This window comes from Acinetobacter sp. AOR12_HL (assembly GCF_027855275.1).
GTDB lineage: Bacteria > Pseudomonadota > Gammaproteobacteria > Pseudomonadales > Moraxellaceae > Acinetobacter > Acinetobacter baumannii.
Window position 1 is genome coordinate 11,364 of sequence record NZ_JAKTIJ010000028.1, and the last position, 16,211, is coordinate 27,574.

Sequence of the window (16,211 nt, forward strand, 5' to 3'; positions counted from 1 at the left end):
CTCGTAACCGAGTGAACTTCACATAAAATTCATTGCGCATTTTCTAAATTAGAACCAAAAGAAATGCTTTAGATCAGGAAGAATCAATGTCTAAATTTTTTCTGCGCTGGATCGATAGCTGGTCAGATTCAGAAAATGCGCAAGTGGGTGCTTCTAGCGAATATGTCATTGAAAAGAAAATTCAATGGTTAAGAATTATTCCTTTTATTTTATTACATATCGCTTGTTTAGCTGCATTTTGGGTGGGCGTATCTTGGTTTGCTGTGATCTTCATGCTGGGGTTTTATTTTCTTCGCATGTTTGCAATTACTGCTTTTTTCCACCGCTATCTTTCGCATAAAACTTTTCAGACATCACGTATTGTTCAATTCATTTTTGTACTGATCGGAACCATGAGTGCGCAGCGCGGACCTTTATGGTGGGCAGCCCATCACCGTTATCACCATCACTTTACCGACACCGATCAGGACCCGCATTCAGCAAAAGCAGGCTTTTGGTATTCGCATGTAGGCTGGTTTTTAAATGAGCAAAATTTTGCTACTCGAAAAAAAGTCATTAAAGACTGGTTGAAATATCCAGAGCTGATTTGGCTAGACCGATTTAGTTTGCCTATTGTGATTTTGACGGCCTTAGCAATTTATGGATTAGGTTCATGGCTTGCACAACATTTCCCTGAGTTGGGCACCAATGGTTTACAGCTTTTAGTGTGGGGATTTGTGATTTCCACTGTTCTATTAACACATGCAACCTTGTGTATTAATTCACTCGCTCATCGTTATGGTTCACGTGAGTTTAACACCCCAGATGATAGCCGTAATAACTTCCTACTTTCTTTAATTACCTTGGGTGAAGGATGGCATAACAATCATCACTTTTACGCAGGCAGTGTGCGTCAAGGTTTTTATTGGTGGCAGATAGATATCACTTTTTATGTGCTCAAGCTGATGTCTTTATTTGGTTTAGTGTGGGGCCTAAAGCCCGTACCAGACAAGGTTTATCAATATAAAAAGATTAAAAACCTATCGATAGAAAAAATTGAAAACGGTGAAGTGTTATGAAAATTGCCATTATTGGTTCAGGTATATCTGGACTTTACGCAGCTTGGAGATTGTCAGAACAACATCAAGTCACTGTGTATGAAAAAAATAACTATTTTGGCGGTCATACTGACACTCACGAGCTAGAGATAGAAGGCACTAAAGTCGCGGTAGATAGTGGTTTTATTGTGTTTAACGACTATAACTATCCGTTATTTACTGACATGCTTAAAAAATTAGGCGTAGAAACTCAAAGCAGCGATATGAGTTTTTCGGTGAATAATCTGGTCAGTGGACTTCAATATAACCCTTCAAAAAAATGGTCGCTCTTTGCCCGTCCGCAGAACTTTTTAAACCGAAAATTTCTGCAAATGCTCTCAGATTTGCTGCGTTTTTATGATGACAATAAAGATATAGATGTGGCGGATATCGATCCTAATTTATCGATTGAAGAGTATTTGGACCTTCACAAATATAGTCATGAGTTTCGTTATGAACATCTTTATCCGATGTGCGGTGCCTTATGGTCGGCACCCGTTGAGCAGGTAGGCCAAATTCCATATCGATTTGTCGTGAGCTTTTTTCAGCATCACCGCATGTTGCAGTTAAAAGAGCGGCCGCAATGGCAAACGGTTAAACACGGTTCAGCAAGCTATATTCGTGCTATTCAAAAGAAATGCCCACCCATTGAGTGGAAATTTGCAGAAGTAAAAGCTGTGAGCCGTTCACCAGAAACAGTTTTAATCGAAACCGTTGAAGGGCAAGAGCAATATGACTGGGTGATTTTTGCAAGCCATGCTGACGATAGCCTAAGTTTAATTAAAGATGCGTCAGAGCTTGAACAAGAAATATTAAGCCAATTTGGTTATCAAGATAATCGAATGGTCGTTCATCGTGATCTTTCAATTATGCCTAAAAGCCGTTTGCAGTGGGCAAGCTGGCATGTACATGTAACACCAAAATCTCAAGTCCAAAACGATGAGGCCGACATACATTATGGTTTTACCTACTGGATGAACAATTTGCAGAATTTATCCTGCGCTACGCAAATTTTTTCTACTTTAAATCCGAATATGAAAATCAAAGCCGAAGACATCTTGGTTGAGCGGCAATACCGGCATCCCGTATTTGATGCAAAAGCGATTCAAGCTCAATCTCGTTGGCACGAAATTAATGGTCAAAATCGGACTTCATTTTGTGGAGCATATTGGGGCTGGGGCTTTCATGAAGACGGCGCCCGCAGTGCGGCACGTGTTGTTGAGCAACTCTTAGCGTTATAAGAATAAATAAGGAGCTATCAAATGTTATTAAATAAACTTGCTATCGCTCCTGCGCTTATTCGTCATCGGCGTTATAGCCCTAAACCGCATGAGTTTACATCGACCTTAAATTATTTATGGTTCGATCCAGATCAATTAGTTGATATCACAAACGATTGTTCACTCTGGTCGACGGATCACTGGAATGTATTAAAACTATCTAAAAATGATTTTTTAAACATGTATCACGGTTCTATAAGGGATAGAGTAGAGAAAGCGATACTGCAAAATAATCACTTACACCTTCGGCCAGACTGGCAAATCAGAGTGTTGGCTTTGCCTCGTTGTTTGGGCTTTCGGTTTAATTCGGTCGTATTTTATTTTGTTTTAAATAAAGCCGGAAAACCGCTCTTTATTCTTAGTGAAATCACCAATACTCCGTGGAATGAACGAGAAGTCTATACACACGACTGTATAAAACAACAAGGTCAGGTAGGTGATTACCAAAGTTTCGATTTTAACTTTGAAAAATCATTTCATGTTTCGCCATTCATGCCCATGCAGTTGACTTACCGTTGGCGATTTAGTTTTTCAGATCAGCAGAATGTCATTCACATGCAGCTTTTTGAAGAGCAGAAACAAGTCTTTGATGCCACTATGCGTTTTGAGCTTGTGCCCATCACATTTCGTTCACAGCAATATCGATATGCTCTTATAAACAGCCTAGCGCCTTTTAAAATGTTGTTTTCAATATATTTAGAGGCATTTAAGTTGTGGCGAAAAAAAGTTCCATTTTATCGTCATCCTAAAAAGATCAAGGTAGATAAGACATGATAAAAACATTTCTTTATGGTGAAGATGACTCACTGCCGTTATTGCTCAAGAGTCTTCTCAAACTACGTCATGGACAGATCACTTTTCAGGGCGCGTGGAATGGGACGGTCGGTGAAGTTTCAGACTTACATGCTGTGATTGAAGTTCACAATCCTTTATTGATGGATCTCATTTTAAAAAATGGTGTTTTGGGAGCAGCAGAAGGCTACATCCGTGGTGACTGGAGCAGCGAGCACCTTGCCGAGTTGATTCAGATCTTGGCACGTAATCGAGCTGTATTGGACCAAATCAACCAGAATGTTATTGCTCAAGCGAGCCAGTTTTTTCTTAAAGCGTGGTATCAAAATCGAAAGAACTCTATAAGTGGTAGCCGTAAAAATATTGCCGAGCACTACGACTTAAGCAACGACTTTTTTAAATTATTTTTAGATCCATCTTTAATGTATTCGAGCGCCGTTTTTGAAAATGAAAACATGACTCTCGAAGAAGCATCTGATTTAAAAAAAGAGATCATTTGTAAAAAGTTAGATTTAAAACCACTAGATCATTTAGTTGAAATTGGAAGTGGGTGGGGTGGTTTTGCCATTTATGCAGCTCAACATTATGGCTGTAGAGTAACCACCATTACCATTTCACAAGCTCAATATGATGAAGCCGTTACTCGTGTAAATGAAGCTGGCTTGGCGCATCGAATTGATGTGCAACTTAAAGACTACCGTTTGCTCGAAGGCAAGTTCGATAAGCTGGTTTCAATTGAAATGGTTGAGGCAGTTGGTGCGCAATATTTATCGACATACTTTGATCAATGTAAAGCACTCTTAAAACCGAAAGGCTTGGCATTTATTCAAGCCATTATTATTGAAGATTTCCGATATAAAAAAGCATTAAATACAGTTGATTATATTAAGCGCTATATTTTCCCAGGTAGTTTTATCCCTAGCGTGAGTGTGTTGACTCAAACCGCCTCTGAGAGTGGTTTAAGGTTAAAGCATTTAAATGATATTGGTTTAAGTTATGCGCACACACTTCATCACTGGCGAGCGCGGTTTTTAGCAGCGCGGGAACAAGTATTGGCTCTAGGTTTTGATGAAAACTTCATTCGCATGTGGGATTTTTATTTATGTTATTGCGAAGGTGGTTTTAAAGAAGGCGTGATAAGCAATGTTCACTTGTTGTTTGAAAGTACCAGTTACTAAATCAAACAGCTCAAGTAAGGAGACTGCTCATGTTTTGGAATTTACTGATTCTAGATTTAATGATCATGTTGCTGAGCTGGCTACTTGCCACTCTAAATGGCAGAGCTGGAATTGTAGATGCTGCATGGAGTTTCTGTCTGGCAGTAAACATTATCGTGTCTTCTTTACTCATTTCAGTTGCCCCAGTTGAAGTGCGTCTTTTTATCGGTATTTTTAGCGGCTTATGGTTTTTAAGATTATTTTGGCACCTGTTAAGACGTTATCAATCTGAACAAAAAGAAGATGGCCGTTACGCGAGCATGCGTAAAGCGATGGGTAAGTTTCAGCATATTGGCTTTTTATTCTTTTTTATCTTTCAAACACTTTTAGTGCTTTTGTTCTTTTTACCGATGTGGACGCTACTCAATGTAGAGGCAACTGAATGGAGTAGTGGATATAAAGTCGCTTTAGTAATTGCTGCTGTCATCATGGCAATTGCTTTCATGGGAGAGCAGCTCGCTGATCAGCAGTTATACCGATTTAAATTAAATCCAGATCATCATGGCAAAACGATGGATCAGGGTTTATGGCGTTATTCACGTCACCCCAATTATTTTTTTGAATGGTTACACTGGTTTGCCTATCCAATTATTGGTTTAGCGGCAGGCCAATATGTATTGTGGATTTATCCGTTACTGATGTGGCTATTTTTATATTACGTCACGGGTATTCCATTTAGTGAAAAACAAGCAATTAAAAGTCGCGGTCAAAATTATCTTGATTATCAACAAAAAACATCAATGTTTATTCCGCGAAAACCAAAAAAATAGGTGCATATATGGATTTTATTGTTCATCAGTCTTTGAAAATTGTTGAAAGTGGTGTGATTCCAGATCATGCAATTCGAGCTGCAATTCGAGCTTTAAGTAAAAAGCGCTTAATCCAAGAAGGCCGTTATGACCCTGAACAAGGGGCGCATCGCTACATGGATGTGCTTAATATGCTGAAGAAGAGCGAAATCGCGGTTGAAACGGATAAGGCAAATGAGCAGCACTATGAATTGCCGACCGAGTTTTTTCAGGCGGTGCTTGGAAAAAGACTCAAATATAGTGCGTGCTATTTCCCGACTAAAACGACAACTTTAGATCAGGCAGAAGAGTTGGCTCTTCAGATTTATTGTGAAAGAGCACAACTTAAAAACGGTCAACAGATTTTAGAGTTAGGCTGTGGCTGGGGTTCTTTAACTTTGTGGATGGCAGAAAACTATCCACGCTCACAGATTACTGCTGTTTCAAATTCTGCAACGCAGAAAAAGCATATTCTTCGGCAAGCAGAATTGAGAGGTTTAACCAATGTTGAAGTGCTTACCTGTGATGTGAATGTACTCGACTTGGACCAAGACAAGTTTGATCGTGTTGTATCGGTCGAAATGTTTGAACATGTTCGTAATTACCAACTTCTTTTTGAAAAAATTCAGGGCTGGTTAAAGGCAGACGGCTTACTTTGGTGTCATATTTTTTGCCATCGCTTTTTACATTATCCTTTTGAAGTGAAATCAGATTATGATTGGATGTCCAAGTATTTCTTTACTGGTGGTTTAATGCCTTCGACTTCGACTTTTTTGCATTTTCAAGAGCATTTAGAGTTGACCCAACAGTGGCAATGGTCGGGTGAGCACTATATGAGAACGGCAAATGCTTGGCTTGAGAATATGGATAACCAAGAAGTCGAACTGAAACCACTGTTTAAAAAAAACTATGGAAAAGATGCCAATATTTGGTGGCAACGCTGGCGTATTTTCTTCATGGCTTGTGCTGAGCTATTCGGTTTTGAGCAAGGACAAGAATGGGTCATTGGTCACTTTTTATTTAAAAAGCGATCATAGTAATTTCTATAGCCTATCCCGGCGATAAAGATATGATAAGAACTCGACATGATGGCAAAACGAGTCATCCATTAGCCCAAATGTTCAATCGATATTACTGGTTGCAAATTGGTCTGATTGCATTATCGATCGTGGTCGGGTTGGCTTGTAGTGCTTGGGTGATTAAGGGTTCTTTACTTAAAACCGCTTTAGAACAGGAAATGGAGCATTACTGGTTACGTATAGAACGTAACCCAAATGCTGATTTACCAGATACTAAAAATTTATATGGATATCGGTGGAATACACAGGTCGCGCCTCAACCTTTTCGGGGCATGCATTTAGAAAGTGGCGTGCACCGAGTATTCGTTGATGGTAAAGAACGAATGACGGTCTATGGTGAGCGTAATGGTCAACATGTTCTATTGGTATTTGGCGAAAGCAATGTTAATAAGCTGATCTGGTTATTTGGTCTTGCTCCACTCATGTTCAGCTTATCTGTTCTATATAGTTTTTTGTGGTGGTCAAACCGAAGAGCAAGACGCTATTTTTCCCCAATTACGCGTTTAGCAAATGCTTTGGAAAATATTGATTGGGCACATCAAGACACTCAGGCATCTCCTTTTAGAGATATTAATACCAATGGCAATATGGAAGCCGAATATCTCAAACAAGCTTTAGAAAAATATCATCAGGTTTTAAGTGATTTTATTCGACGTGAAAGAGAATTTACTGGAGATGTGAGCCATGAGTTACGCACTCCACTCACCATTTTGAAAGGTAATGTACAACTGTGTCAGGCGAAATACGGAGACGATAAATCTTTAGTCCGTCTTCATAACACAATTGAAGATATGCAGTTGCTCGTCGATACCTTACTGGCGATTGCTCGGAATACGGTAAAAAGCTTGCCGTCTGAGAAAAATTTATTATCCAAAACGGTAAAAAATCTTGTTGAAAGTTTAGAAGCGGTGAGCGCGGGTAAAGGGATACAGATTAATATTCAACCTGATGTTTCTGAACAGCCGCGTTGGTTATATCCTTCTATGACTCAAATGGTTTTAGGTAATATTTTACGTAATGCGCTGAACTATTCTCAAGGCTCACAAATCGACATTATTCAACAAAAAAACAGCCTGATTATTGCTGATAATGGAATTGGAATTTCTTTACCTAACGATGTGAAAGTGCAAGAGCTCAGCGATTCGCAACTTTCCTTAAAGGCTAAAGGTCATGGCATTGGTTTGCAATTGGTACAAAAGCTTTGCAAACAACTAGGATGGAGAGTGGAGCTGTTTGATCGACAATATTATTTAACCACTCATCCTGAACTCGATTTGGAGCCAACCACAGGCTTAATTGTTGTGGTCTATTTAAGTTAAGTCGCGGAATCTTCCAAAGCAATTTTTAAACCGACACCTGCCACTGTATGTAATAGCTTTGGGTCAAAAGGTTTATCAACCATTTTTCTTAAGTTATAGATATGACTGCGTAACGCATCACTTTCAGGCTCTTCGTCGCCCCATAATTCCATCATCAGTTCTTGCTTGGTCACCACTTTTGGAGACTGGCGCATCAAAATTTTTAATAGTTTGAATTGAATAGGGGGTAACTCGATATTATTTCCAGCACGAACCACGGTTTGAGTTGCGCTATCAAGAATTAAGTCGTGAATTTGAATTTTATGGTGAGTGACTTCGCCAGCTGCTCTTTTTATTAATGCACGAATCCGCATCACTAGTTCATTAAAATCAAAAGGTTTTACCAAATAATCATCTGTTCCAGCGGTAAAACCTTTAAGTTTGTCATCTAAAGTATCTCTTGCTGTGAGCATAAGAACAGGAATATCAACACCTTGTTCGGTGCGTAGCCAGTTGCATAGGTCATAACCCGAGCCATCGGGCAAATTTATATCTAGCAACAAAAGATGATAATGCTGAGATTTGAGAAAAGTCCGTGCAGCCTCTAAATTACGTGCATGATCGACAACATAACCATGCACTTCAAGAAATTCGCAGACCGTTGCTGCAAGTTCAAAATGGTCCTCAACCATGAGGATAAAGTGATTACCCATGAGATTTTATTAAGCCATTAATTTAATAATTGTTGTTTTAATTTAGCATTAAACGGTTCACTACCAAACCAGATTTTAAAATATTGATTTGCATTCGGATTGTTCAAAGAACCGAGTAGCTTCTGGTTTAATTTCAGTTCTAGTTTTTGATTTTCATGTTGATAATAGAGACTATAAAGATCTCCACTCTTAATTGGCCTATATAGTTCATTAATATGATTAAGCGGAGATTTAGCATCAAAGCCGCTAACATTTTTCTTCAAAAAGTGCGTGGCTGCGCGTTTAAATGCCCATTCGGGAATATCGCGGTTATAGCTAAAGTCCATTTTGATGCTTTGGCTTTGCCAATTTTTTTGGCAATCTTCAGCAAAGTAACTGACATTTCCCACCTTTTTACTCGTAACCATTAAAGGTGCTGAACTGCATTTTTTCAATTCAGCCGCATTGGCTTGAGATACGATTAAGATTCCTAGAAATATCAAGATTCGACTTTTTTGAACGGCAATATCCATTTATATACTCCTCCAAATATGGGTAAAGAACGGTAGAGGCCATTCGCTGGATCCCAATAATCTTGCTGGAAAATAATTTTTTGTTGGTCATTAATCTTAATTTGACTAATTCCATAAGAAGCCATCGTTTTTGAACGACCTAGCATTTTAAAGTCATAGGTCATGTACCAATGAATGTAGGCTGTATCTTGGTGATGAGTTGCACTAATGAGTTTTACCGTGACATTATTCACTCGGGCATTCATGCCTTCAAAATGCTTAATCAGATCTTTCTTTTGAGAGAACTGCGAGAGTGTATCGTTGATATAGAGCTGATCAGCGTAAATATTGCTAGCATTATTAACAAAAGAAGGAGTACCGAGCGTATTAAATGCAGCGACAAAACGATTGCCCACATCTAGCGCCTGTTGGTCATCTAATTCTATACCAGTAATTTTTTGTTCAGCTTTGCCATAGTCACCTGAGTAGCCAGGCACACTTTTACACGCCGTTAAACCTGCCAAGGTAATCAGCCCTAGGGCTGTAGTTATAATTTTCATGTCTATATCCGAGCCAACTTTATAAGATTAAATTAAAGAGCTGGTCGTGAATTTTGCGTGAATTCTTATGTTTTATGATTTGGGTTTAATAGTGGTTTTCTTGAAACCAATAGATCTTCATTCACTTAAAGTTTTTTAAGGTAATACGTTATTTTTATCGAAGAAATGACAGGTCTTTTTTGAAAAAGATAACATCCATATTCATGTAACTAGATGAATTTGTTTTTTCAAAACCAAGTTTATTTAATAGGTTGTGGGCAGGTAAATTATCTTTTTCTGAAAAAGCGATCACATGCTTAAAGTTTCGACTTTGCATGTCTTCTAGTAACTTAAGTGAAGCTTCAACAATATAACCTTTATTTCGCTCAGTTTTAATAAGTCTAAAACCTAGTTCAGCTTCTGTCTTGCTATCAACCTCACAAGTTTCAAAACCACAATAACCAATAATTTTATGGGTATCTTTTAAAACGATAGCCATCTTGCCAAAATTATGATTTTTATAGTGCTCCAAAATTTCTAAAAAACGATCAGTTGCTGCCTCAGTTGATAAGGCACCATGAGGTGAAAAAGCCATAAAATCTTTGTCTTGAAACATCTCCAACATAATAGGTAAGTTTTCTTCAAGGAATGGCCGTAAAATTAAACGTTCTGTTTCTAACATAGAGTTCTTATTAAATAGTTTAAAAAATTATAGCTTATAAGATGAATAATAATTCAATAAAGAAAGCAATTTTATTCTAGCTGCGCTTTACCCATAAGAGATATAGATAAGTTTTGCATAAATAGAAGGATTCAATAATGAAAACAATCGGCTTATTAGGCGGCATGAGCTGGGAGTCTACAGCACTTTACTATCAACAAATTAATAGAATGGTTCAGAACAAGTTAGGGAAACTACATTCAGCCAAAATCATTCTAAATAGTGTCGATTTTGAAGAAATAGCAGTATTACAATCGAAAGGTTTGTGGCAAGAAGCTGGAGCCTACTTAGCTGAGCAAGCACAAAATTTAGAAAAAGCAGGGGCAGACTGTATTTTAGTCTGTACTAATACCATGCATAAGGTAGCACCTCAAATTGAAGATGCCATTACGGTTCCATTTATACATATTGCTGATGCCACAGCAAAAGAAATTTTAAGTCAAAATATCCGAAAAGTTGCACTGTTGGGGACAGCTTTCACCATGGAGCAAGACTTCTATAAAGCCAGATTACAAGATCATGGAATTGAGGTGATTATTCCAAATGATGCAAATCGGAAAATAGTACATAGCATTATCTATGACGAGCTTTGTTTAGGTGTGATCAACCCCGATTCGCAACTCAAATACACGACCATTGTTGAAGAGTTGATTGGGCAGGGTGCCGAGGGCATTATTTTGGGATGTACCGAAATTTGTATGTTGATTGGTGATATCAAATTTTCTGTGCCACTATTTGATACCACCACCATTCATGCGAAAGAAGCTGTAAATTTTGCATTAGAGCAAAAAACGGCAGCCCGTTCTATTGCTGTTAGTTCGGTATAAATACTCATCAACTTTTAATTTATTCTGAAATACGAACGAATCACAGCCCAATTTGTTGAAAGCCAACAGATAAGTGAACCCGCCGTGACCATGGCTGTACCTTGCCAAAAGCTGATTGATAGCTCTGTCTGTAAAACCAACATGGCAAGTAAAGATGAAATGATGGGGGTAAAATAAGAAGCAACCACCAGCATGGTAATGTTGCCATGAATAATGCCAATATTCCATGCTGCATAACCGAGGCCAATTGCAGCAGAAGCAACGATTAAAGATAAAATTGTATTTAAATCGAGTGAAGGCAAACTCACTTGGCCGCTAAAAAGTAATTTTAGCCACAAGGTTAGGGCAACACCAAGAAAGAAAATAGAAATAGGGTTTTGTCCTTTACCCATTTTCTTGGTCAACACACAGTAAAAAGCCCAAATAATGGCACCTATAAAGGCCAAAATATAACTTAAAGGATTACTATGAAAATTATCGACAACACGACCTAAACTAAAATCTCCGTTCCCGGTCTGAATAAAAATGATACCGGAAATTGAAATGAGTAATCCTAAAATAATAAACACATTAAATTTTAACTCTCTAAAAATAACAAAAGCTAAAACAGTCAGGCTTGGCCAAAGGTAGTTCACAATACTTACTTCAATCGCTTGTTGCGCCGTCTTTGAATAGGCAAGTGCAAACGAAAAGCAAAGCTCATAAGCAATAAATAAAATTGCCCCTAAAATTAAATATTTTTTAGAAATTAATTTAAAATTTGGCACTCTAAAAATAATGAGCAGGAGTAAAGCACTTAAGGAATAGATTAGCGTAATACCAACATCTGGACCGATTGCGGTCGTAATATGTTTTACAAAACCCACCATAGAGGCCCACATTAGGATGGCACTTAAACCAATCAAGGTTGCTAAATTTTTTGACATAAGAAATAAATGAACTTAATTGAATACCTGAGCTACAGTGAAAGTTAAAAATAATTAAAGTAAGTCAGGGTAAAGGAATTTTTAATTAAAAAATAGGCACAATAAACCAAATTACCTAATAAGTATTATCAGCCAACATAAATACTTTTGGTAATTAAACTAAATGCCAGGTATTAATTTATAGCTAAGCATTAGAGTAAGTTAAACCTCTAGAAAACACCCAGTTATGTATTAAAATTTTAAAAATATAGACTGTAATGCTCAGTACAGTTAAATAAATCAACTATAAGTCTCTCTTCTAAAGCATTACCCTGTGTTTATTGTGAAAAAATAATAAATGGAGATAAAAGATGCTTACACGTTTTTTACTGCCGATTTTGGGCACTACCGTTTTAGTTACAGGCTGTGCTTCGTCCTCTCAATATCCGATTAACGAGAGTTATGGTCCGGAACCAAAGTTGCCTGAACCGAAAACAAGCTTATTTCCAACCGTAAATATAGCACCGGCACAAGGTTGGCCAAGTGGTGTGATGCCGACTCCGGCAGAAGGTTTAAAAGTAAAAGCATTTGCTAAAGGACTTGAGCACCCACGTTGGCTCTATGTGTTACCAAATGGTGATGTGCTGGTGGCTGAAACGGATGCTCCGCCTAAACCTGAAGACAGCAAAGGGATTAAAGGCAAAATTATGACTTTCGTAATGAGACGGGCAGGGTCATCTCATCCAAGTGCAAACCGAATTAGTTTACTCCGTGATACGAATGGCGATGGTATAGCTGACCAAAAAACAGTATTCCTTAAAAACCTAAACTCACCGTTTGGTATGGCACTGGTAGGTAATCATTTATACGTTGCCAATACGGATTCACTCATGCGTTTTCCTTACCAAGAAGGGGAAACACATATTACTTCAACCGGTACTAAAGTATTGGACTTACCGGGTGGGCCTCTAAACCATCATTGGACCAAAAATGTTATTGCCAATCGTGAAGGTACAAAGCTCTACATTACCGTTGGCTCCAATAGTAATGTGGCCGAAAATGGTCTAGATCAAGAAAAAGGCCGTGCACAAATTATGGAGTTTGATATTGCAAGTGGTCAGTCACGTCCATTTGCAACAGGACTGCGTAATCCAAATGGTATGGCTTGGCAACCTCAAAGTGGCAAACTTTGGACAGTTGTAAATGAGCGTGATGAAATTGGTAGTGATTTAGTACCCGACTATATGACATCGGTACAGGATGGCGCTTTTTATGGCTGGCCTTATAGTTACTATGGTCAACATGTAGATGTACGAGTCAAACCACAAAATCCTGACATGGTGGCTCGTGCAATTAAACCAGACTATGCTCTAGGTAACCACACTGCTTCGTTAGGTCTTGCATTTTATACAGCCGAACTCATGCCACAATTTAGAGGCGGAGCATTTATTGGACAACATGGTTCTTGGAACCGTAAACCACATAGTGGATATAAAGTCATTTTTGTGCCATTTAGAAGTGGTCAGCCCTCTGGTCCACCGCAAGATATTTTGACAGGGTTTTTAAGTGAAAAAGGCAAAGCGTATGGGCGTCCTGTCGGGGTAGCAATTGATTTTTCGGGTGCAGTATTAGTCGCAGATGATGTTGGTAATACAATATGGCGTGTTTCACCAGTTGCTGAAACAACTTATGAGAGTCCAACCCAGCAATCCATTCATAGTTCAGTAACTCAACCTTAAAAAGGTTGGGCAAAATAGGTTTATTTTATGCAAATATTACGGTTATCTGATTACCCTCAATGCAAAGAAATGGCTGCACAGTGGTTTTCTGAAAAATGGCAAATCCCTGTGGAAGCCTATCTTGAGAGTATTCAGATTTCCATTGATCAAAGGCATGCTATTCCACAGTGGTACATTGTTTTAAATGAAAATAAGCATTTAATTGCTGGAGCAGGAGTCATTGATAATGACTTCCATGAGCGTAAAGATTTAACACCAAACTTATGTGCTTTATTTGTAGAAGAGAACTATCGAAACCAAAATATTGCAAAACAGATTTTAGATTTTGTACGTGAAGACTTGAGTAATCAGGGCATCCAAAAACTTTATTTAATAACAGACCATACCGAGTTTTATGAAAAATGTGGTTGGCGGTTTTTAACGTTGGTAAAGGATGAGGAAGGCGAGATGGTACGTATGTATGTAGCAGATACTTTTTAATAGAACTTAAAGAGCATCTATTAAAAAATAGCCTCTAGTGAGGCTATTTTTTATGGCTTATTTATCTTTAAAATTTTTAATAATCATTAGAAGGGCGACCAGTGACAATAAGATAATAAAACTAATATAACTATTTGCCGTACTCATCAGCCCAATTTTACCTACAAAATAGCCAGCTAAAATTGCAGGAATACTAAAAGCCAAATAACTTTCAACAAAAAAAGCAGCCATAAGACCCGCACGTTCTTCGGGAAGTGCCAATGGCATTACACTACGAATAGCCCCCATAAACGCCGTACCAAAACCAACTCCAGTAATAATAGAACCTAAAAATAGAACTACTGCATTGGTTAGGTTAATGGCGATGAATAAGACAATGGCACCAATAGCAATCGAGAGCGTACCAGTTAATAAAATACGGAAATTTGTCGACTTCCTAAGCGTTAATATACCTACCGCACCGGAAAGGGCGAGCGCCATAAACATAATCCCGTTTAACCATGCCGATGACGTGTGGAAGATTTTTGCCAGTAAAGATGGCATAAGCGATAGAAAGAAACCACTGACCATCCAAAGTGCAATGTTAATCGGGCTAATACTCAATAAAGCGCTTTTTGTCTGTGGGGGAATAGCCATATTGGGTTTTAATGAAGCAAGTGCACCGGATCTTCTTTGTGCGGTTTCTGGAGTAAGAAAACTTAAAATGAGTTCACAAATAAGAAGAAAACATAAGAACTCAAAAACAAGCTGTAAGGGGTGGGCAGAGAATTGCAAAATAGAACAAGTCAGAAAAATCCCAACAGCCATACCTATCATTGGTGTAATACTATTAATTAGTGAACCATGAAGCTTACTAAAATCTAAAATTGCTGCGCCTATAGCTGAAACAGCAAGCCCTGTTGCGATTCCTTGTAAGCCTCGTGCAATGAATAACACCGAAACATCTGAAGCAAATAAGAAAAAGCTCATTGAAATAATTTGCAGAGAAATAGCTGCAATAATGACTGGGCGGCGTCCAATATAGTCAGACAAAGAACCAATAATGAGTAATGAGCCAAGCAGCGTAAAAGCATAGGTAGCAAAAATCAAAGTCAATGTAACCGGTGAAAATTGCCAAAGCTGTTGGTATAGACGGTAGAGTGGTGTCGGCGCACTAGATGCAGCCATGAATGTCATGAGCGTGATGGTATTAAGTGTCAAAGCACTTGCCGCATCTAATTGAAAAACAGCTCTTGACCGTTTTGAACTTGAATTGTTCATATAAGATGAATAACATAAAAGCAAATATTTAGCTTTTATACATTATTTTTCCACTAAAGCAAATCCTTAGCTTTAGTGTATTTTGTATATAGTTATAAATATTTATAAATTTTTTGATCCCTTTACAGAGTTTATAAATGGCAAAAGTTGTTACTGGATTACGCCCTGGTGGACGCAGCGAAAGAATACAAACTGCGGTACATCAAGCTGTAAAAGAACTACAAAAAGATTTTGAGCAGAGCCAAATTACTATTCCTATGATTGCAGCGCAGGCAGGGGTTACGCCTTCAACCATTTACCGTCGATGGGGTGACATCAATCAATTATTTTCAGATGTAGCTTTAAATGAACTCAAGCCTGATATGGAACCCAAAGATTTAGGTTCGTTCCAACAAGATATTACAGCATGGGTCGAGCAATATTTTGAAGAATATGCTTCAGAGGTTGGGCAAGACTTATTGCGAGACGTACTCTATACATCAAACTCGGATTCTAATGCCCGTAAATGTGAGACTTTAATTATCCAACAACTCGATATTATTCAAAACAGGGCAAAATTACGTAATGAGCTTACTATACCTAATCAGGAAATCATCGAGGCAGTAATTGCACCTATGTTATTTCGAATTTTATTTACCAATCATGATCTTAGTCTTGAGTATGTATATGACCTTTTAAACCGTCTTTTTATAAAAAATAAGTAGATAAAATCTATAAAAAGACTAGTCCCTTGTTTTTATTAAATAAATATATATCAATCTTTCTTATTATTTAAAAAATAAATTCTCATAATTTAAGATTGATATGAGGATGAGTTAATCATTTATTTTTAAAATACCTGTTCTGCTCATTTAAAAATCAAAAATAAATATAGATAATGCATGATGTAATTAATTAAATTATTTTATAAACATGTATTTATGTAAATTTTTAAAGACTTTGAGTTTTATGAAACTTATTGACATAAATATTTTCTATACAAAAATATGCATGGTTTTTAAATTTT

At 37.7% G+C, this 16,211-nt stretch carries 17 protein-coding genes; 11 read left to right on the forward strand and 6 right to left on the reverse strand.

Annotated elements, in window-relative coordinates:
* Positions 1 to 86 precede the first annotated feature (86 nt).
* The 7 genes from MKL36_RS14335 to MKL36_RS14365 are packed head-to-tail and all read left to right on the forward strand — an operon-like array spanning position 87 to position 7,551.
* A complete protein-coding gene (locus MKL36_RS14335) occupies positions 87 to 1,058 on the forward strand; it encodes an acyl-CoA desaturase (protein ID WP_000032710.1) in 972 nt (323 codons plus the stop codon).
* Positions 1,055 to 2,317 (forward strand): NAD(P)/FAD-dependent oxidoreductase, encoded by a 1,263-nt coding sequence (locus tag MKL36_RS14340; RefSeq protein WP_000684184.1) that lies wholly within the window; start codon positions 1,055 to 1,057, stop codon positions 2,315 to 2,317. Before MKL36_RS14335 ends, MKL36_RS14340 begins: the two co-directional genes overlap by 4 nt.
* Before the next feature lie 21 nt (positions 2,318 to 2,338).
* Complete coding sequence (locus tag MKL36_RS14345) at positions 2,339 to 3,130, forward strand: DUF1365 domain-containing protein (RefSeq protein ID WP_021511612.1); 792 nt, start codon at positions 2,339 to 2,341, stop codon at positions 3,128 to 3,130.
* On the forward strand, positions 3,127 to 4,326 hold the full coding sequence (locus MKL36_RS14350; protein ID WP_021511613.1) for an SAM-dependent methyltransferase: 1,200 nt from the start codon (positions 3,127 to 3,129) through the stop codon (positions 4,324 to 4,326). The genes MKL36_RS14345 and MKL36_RS14350 overlap by 4 nt, the downstream gene beginning before the upstream one ends.
* Before the next feature lie 29 nt (positions 4,327 to 4,355).
* Entirely contained in the window at positions 4,356 to 5,135 is a 780-nt protein-coding gene (locus MKL36_RS14355) for a DUF1295 domain-containing protein (RefSeq protein ID WP_000498738.1), read from the forward strand.
* 8 nt (positions 5,136 to 5,143) lie between these two features.
* The gene (locus MKL36_RS14360) at positions 5,144 to 6,190 is read left to right on the forward strand and encodes an SAM-dependent methyltransferase (protein WP_021511614.1); all 1,047 of its coding nucleotides are present in this window, start codon (positions 5,144 to 5,146) and stop codon (positions 6,188 to 6,190) included.
* A gap of 32 nt (positions 6,191 to 6,222) precedes the next feature.
* Positions 6,223 to 7,551 carry a sensor histidine kinase gene (locus MKL36_RS14365; protein ID WP_031223085.1) on the forward strand — a complete coding sequence of 443 codons (1,329 nt, stop codon included), beginning with the start codon at positions 6,223 to 6,225 and terminating at the stop codon, positions 7,549 to 7,551.
* On the opposite strand, the gene MKL36_RS14370 is transcribed toward MKL36_RS14365, so the two are convergent.
* The 4 genes from MKL36_RS14370 to MKL36_RS14385 form a co-directional block, all read right to left on the reverse strand.
* Positions 7,548 to 8,243, reverse strand: coding sequence for a response regulator transcription factor (locus MKL36_RS14370; protein WP_000526534.1), 696 nt, complete (start codon positions 8,241 to 8,243; stop codon positions 7,548 to 7,550). The two genes, MKL36_RS14365 and MKL36_RS14370, sit on opposite strands and share 4 nt — an antisense overlap.
* A gap of 17 nt (positions 8,244 to 8,260) precedes the next feature.
* Positions 8,261 to 8,755 (reverse strand): chalcone isomerase family protein, encoded by a 495-nt coding sequence (locus MKL36_RS14375; protein ID WP_000350280.1) that lies wholly within the window; start codon positions 8,753 to 8,755, stop codon positions 8,261 to 8,263.
* The gene (locus MKL36_RS14380) at positions 8,722 to 9,294 is read right to left on the reverse strand and encodes a nuclear transport factor 2 family protein (RefSeq protein ID WP_021511616.1); all 573 of its coding nucleotides are present in this window, start codon (positions 9,292 to 9,294) and stop codon (positions 8,722 to 8,724) included. The genes MKL36_RS14375 and MKL36_RS14380 overlap by 34 nt, the downstream gene beginning before the upstream one ends.
* 154 nt (positions 9,295 to 9,448) lie before the next feature.
* A complete protein-coding gene (locus MKL36_RS14385) occupies positions 9,449 to 9,955 on the reverse strand; it encodes a GNAT family N-acetyltransferase (protein WP_000894329.1) in 507 nt (168 codons plus the stop codon).
* Between the two features lie 137 nt (positions 9,956 to 10,092).
* Between MKL36_RS14385 and MKL36_RS14390 the strand changes: the two genes are divergently transcribed.
* Positions 10,093 to 10,821 (forward strand): aspartate/glutamate racemase family protein, encoded by a 729-nt coding sequence (locus MKL36_RS14390; protein ID WP_021511617.1) that lies wholly within the window; start codon positions 10,093 to 10,095, stop codon positions 10,819 to 10,821.
* Positions 10,822 to 10,835: 14 nt separating this feature from the next.
* On the opposite strand, the gene yddG is transcribed toward MKL36_RS14390, so the two are convergent.
* On the reverse strand, positions 10,836 to 11,747 hold the full coding sequence (gene yddG / locus MKL36_RS14395; protein WP_000042002.1) for an aromatic amino acid DMT transporter YddG: 912 nt from the start codon (positions 11,745 to 11,747) through the stop codon (positions 10,836 to 10,838).
* A 350-nt stretch (positions 11,748 to 12,097) separates the two neighbouring features.
* Between yddG and MKL36_RS14400 the strand changes: the two genes are divergently transcribed.
* Positions 12,098 to 13,465, forward strand: a complete 1,368-nt coding sequence (locus MKL36_RS14400; RefSeq protein WP_021511618.1) for a PQQ-dependent sugar dehydrogenase — start codon at positions 12,098 to 12,100, stop codon at positions 13,463 to 13,465.
* A 27-nt stretch (positions 13,466 to 13,492) separates the two neighbouring features.
* Positions 13,493 to 13,945, forward strand: a complete 453-nt coding sequence (locus tag MKL36_RS14405) for a GNAT family N-acetyltransferase (RefSeq protein WP_021511619.1) — start codon at positions 13,493 to 13,495, stop codon at positions 13,943 to 13,945.
* 57 nt (positions 13,946 to 14,002) lie between these two features.
* On the opposite strand, the gene MKL36_RS14410 is transcribed toward MKL36_RS14405, so the two are convergent.
* Entirely contained in the window at positions 14,003 to 15,205 is a 1,203-nt protein-coding gene (locus tag MKL36_RS14410; protein ID WP_021511620.1) for an MFS transporter, read from the reverse strand.
* A 137-nt stretch (positions 15,206 to 15,342) separates the two neighbouring features.
* Here MKL36_RS14410 and MKL36_RS14415 point away from each other — a divergent pair, with 137 nt between their 5' ends.
* A complete protein-coding gene (locus MKL36_RS14415) occupies positions 15,343 to 15,909 on the forward strand; it encodes a TetR/AcrR family transcriptional regulator (protein ID WP_001151697.1) in 567 nt (188 codons plus the stop codon).
* Positions 15,910 to 16,211: the final 302 nt, after the last annotated feature.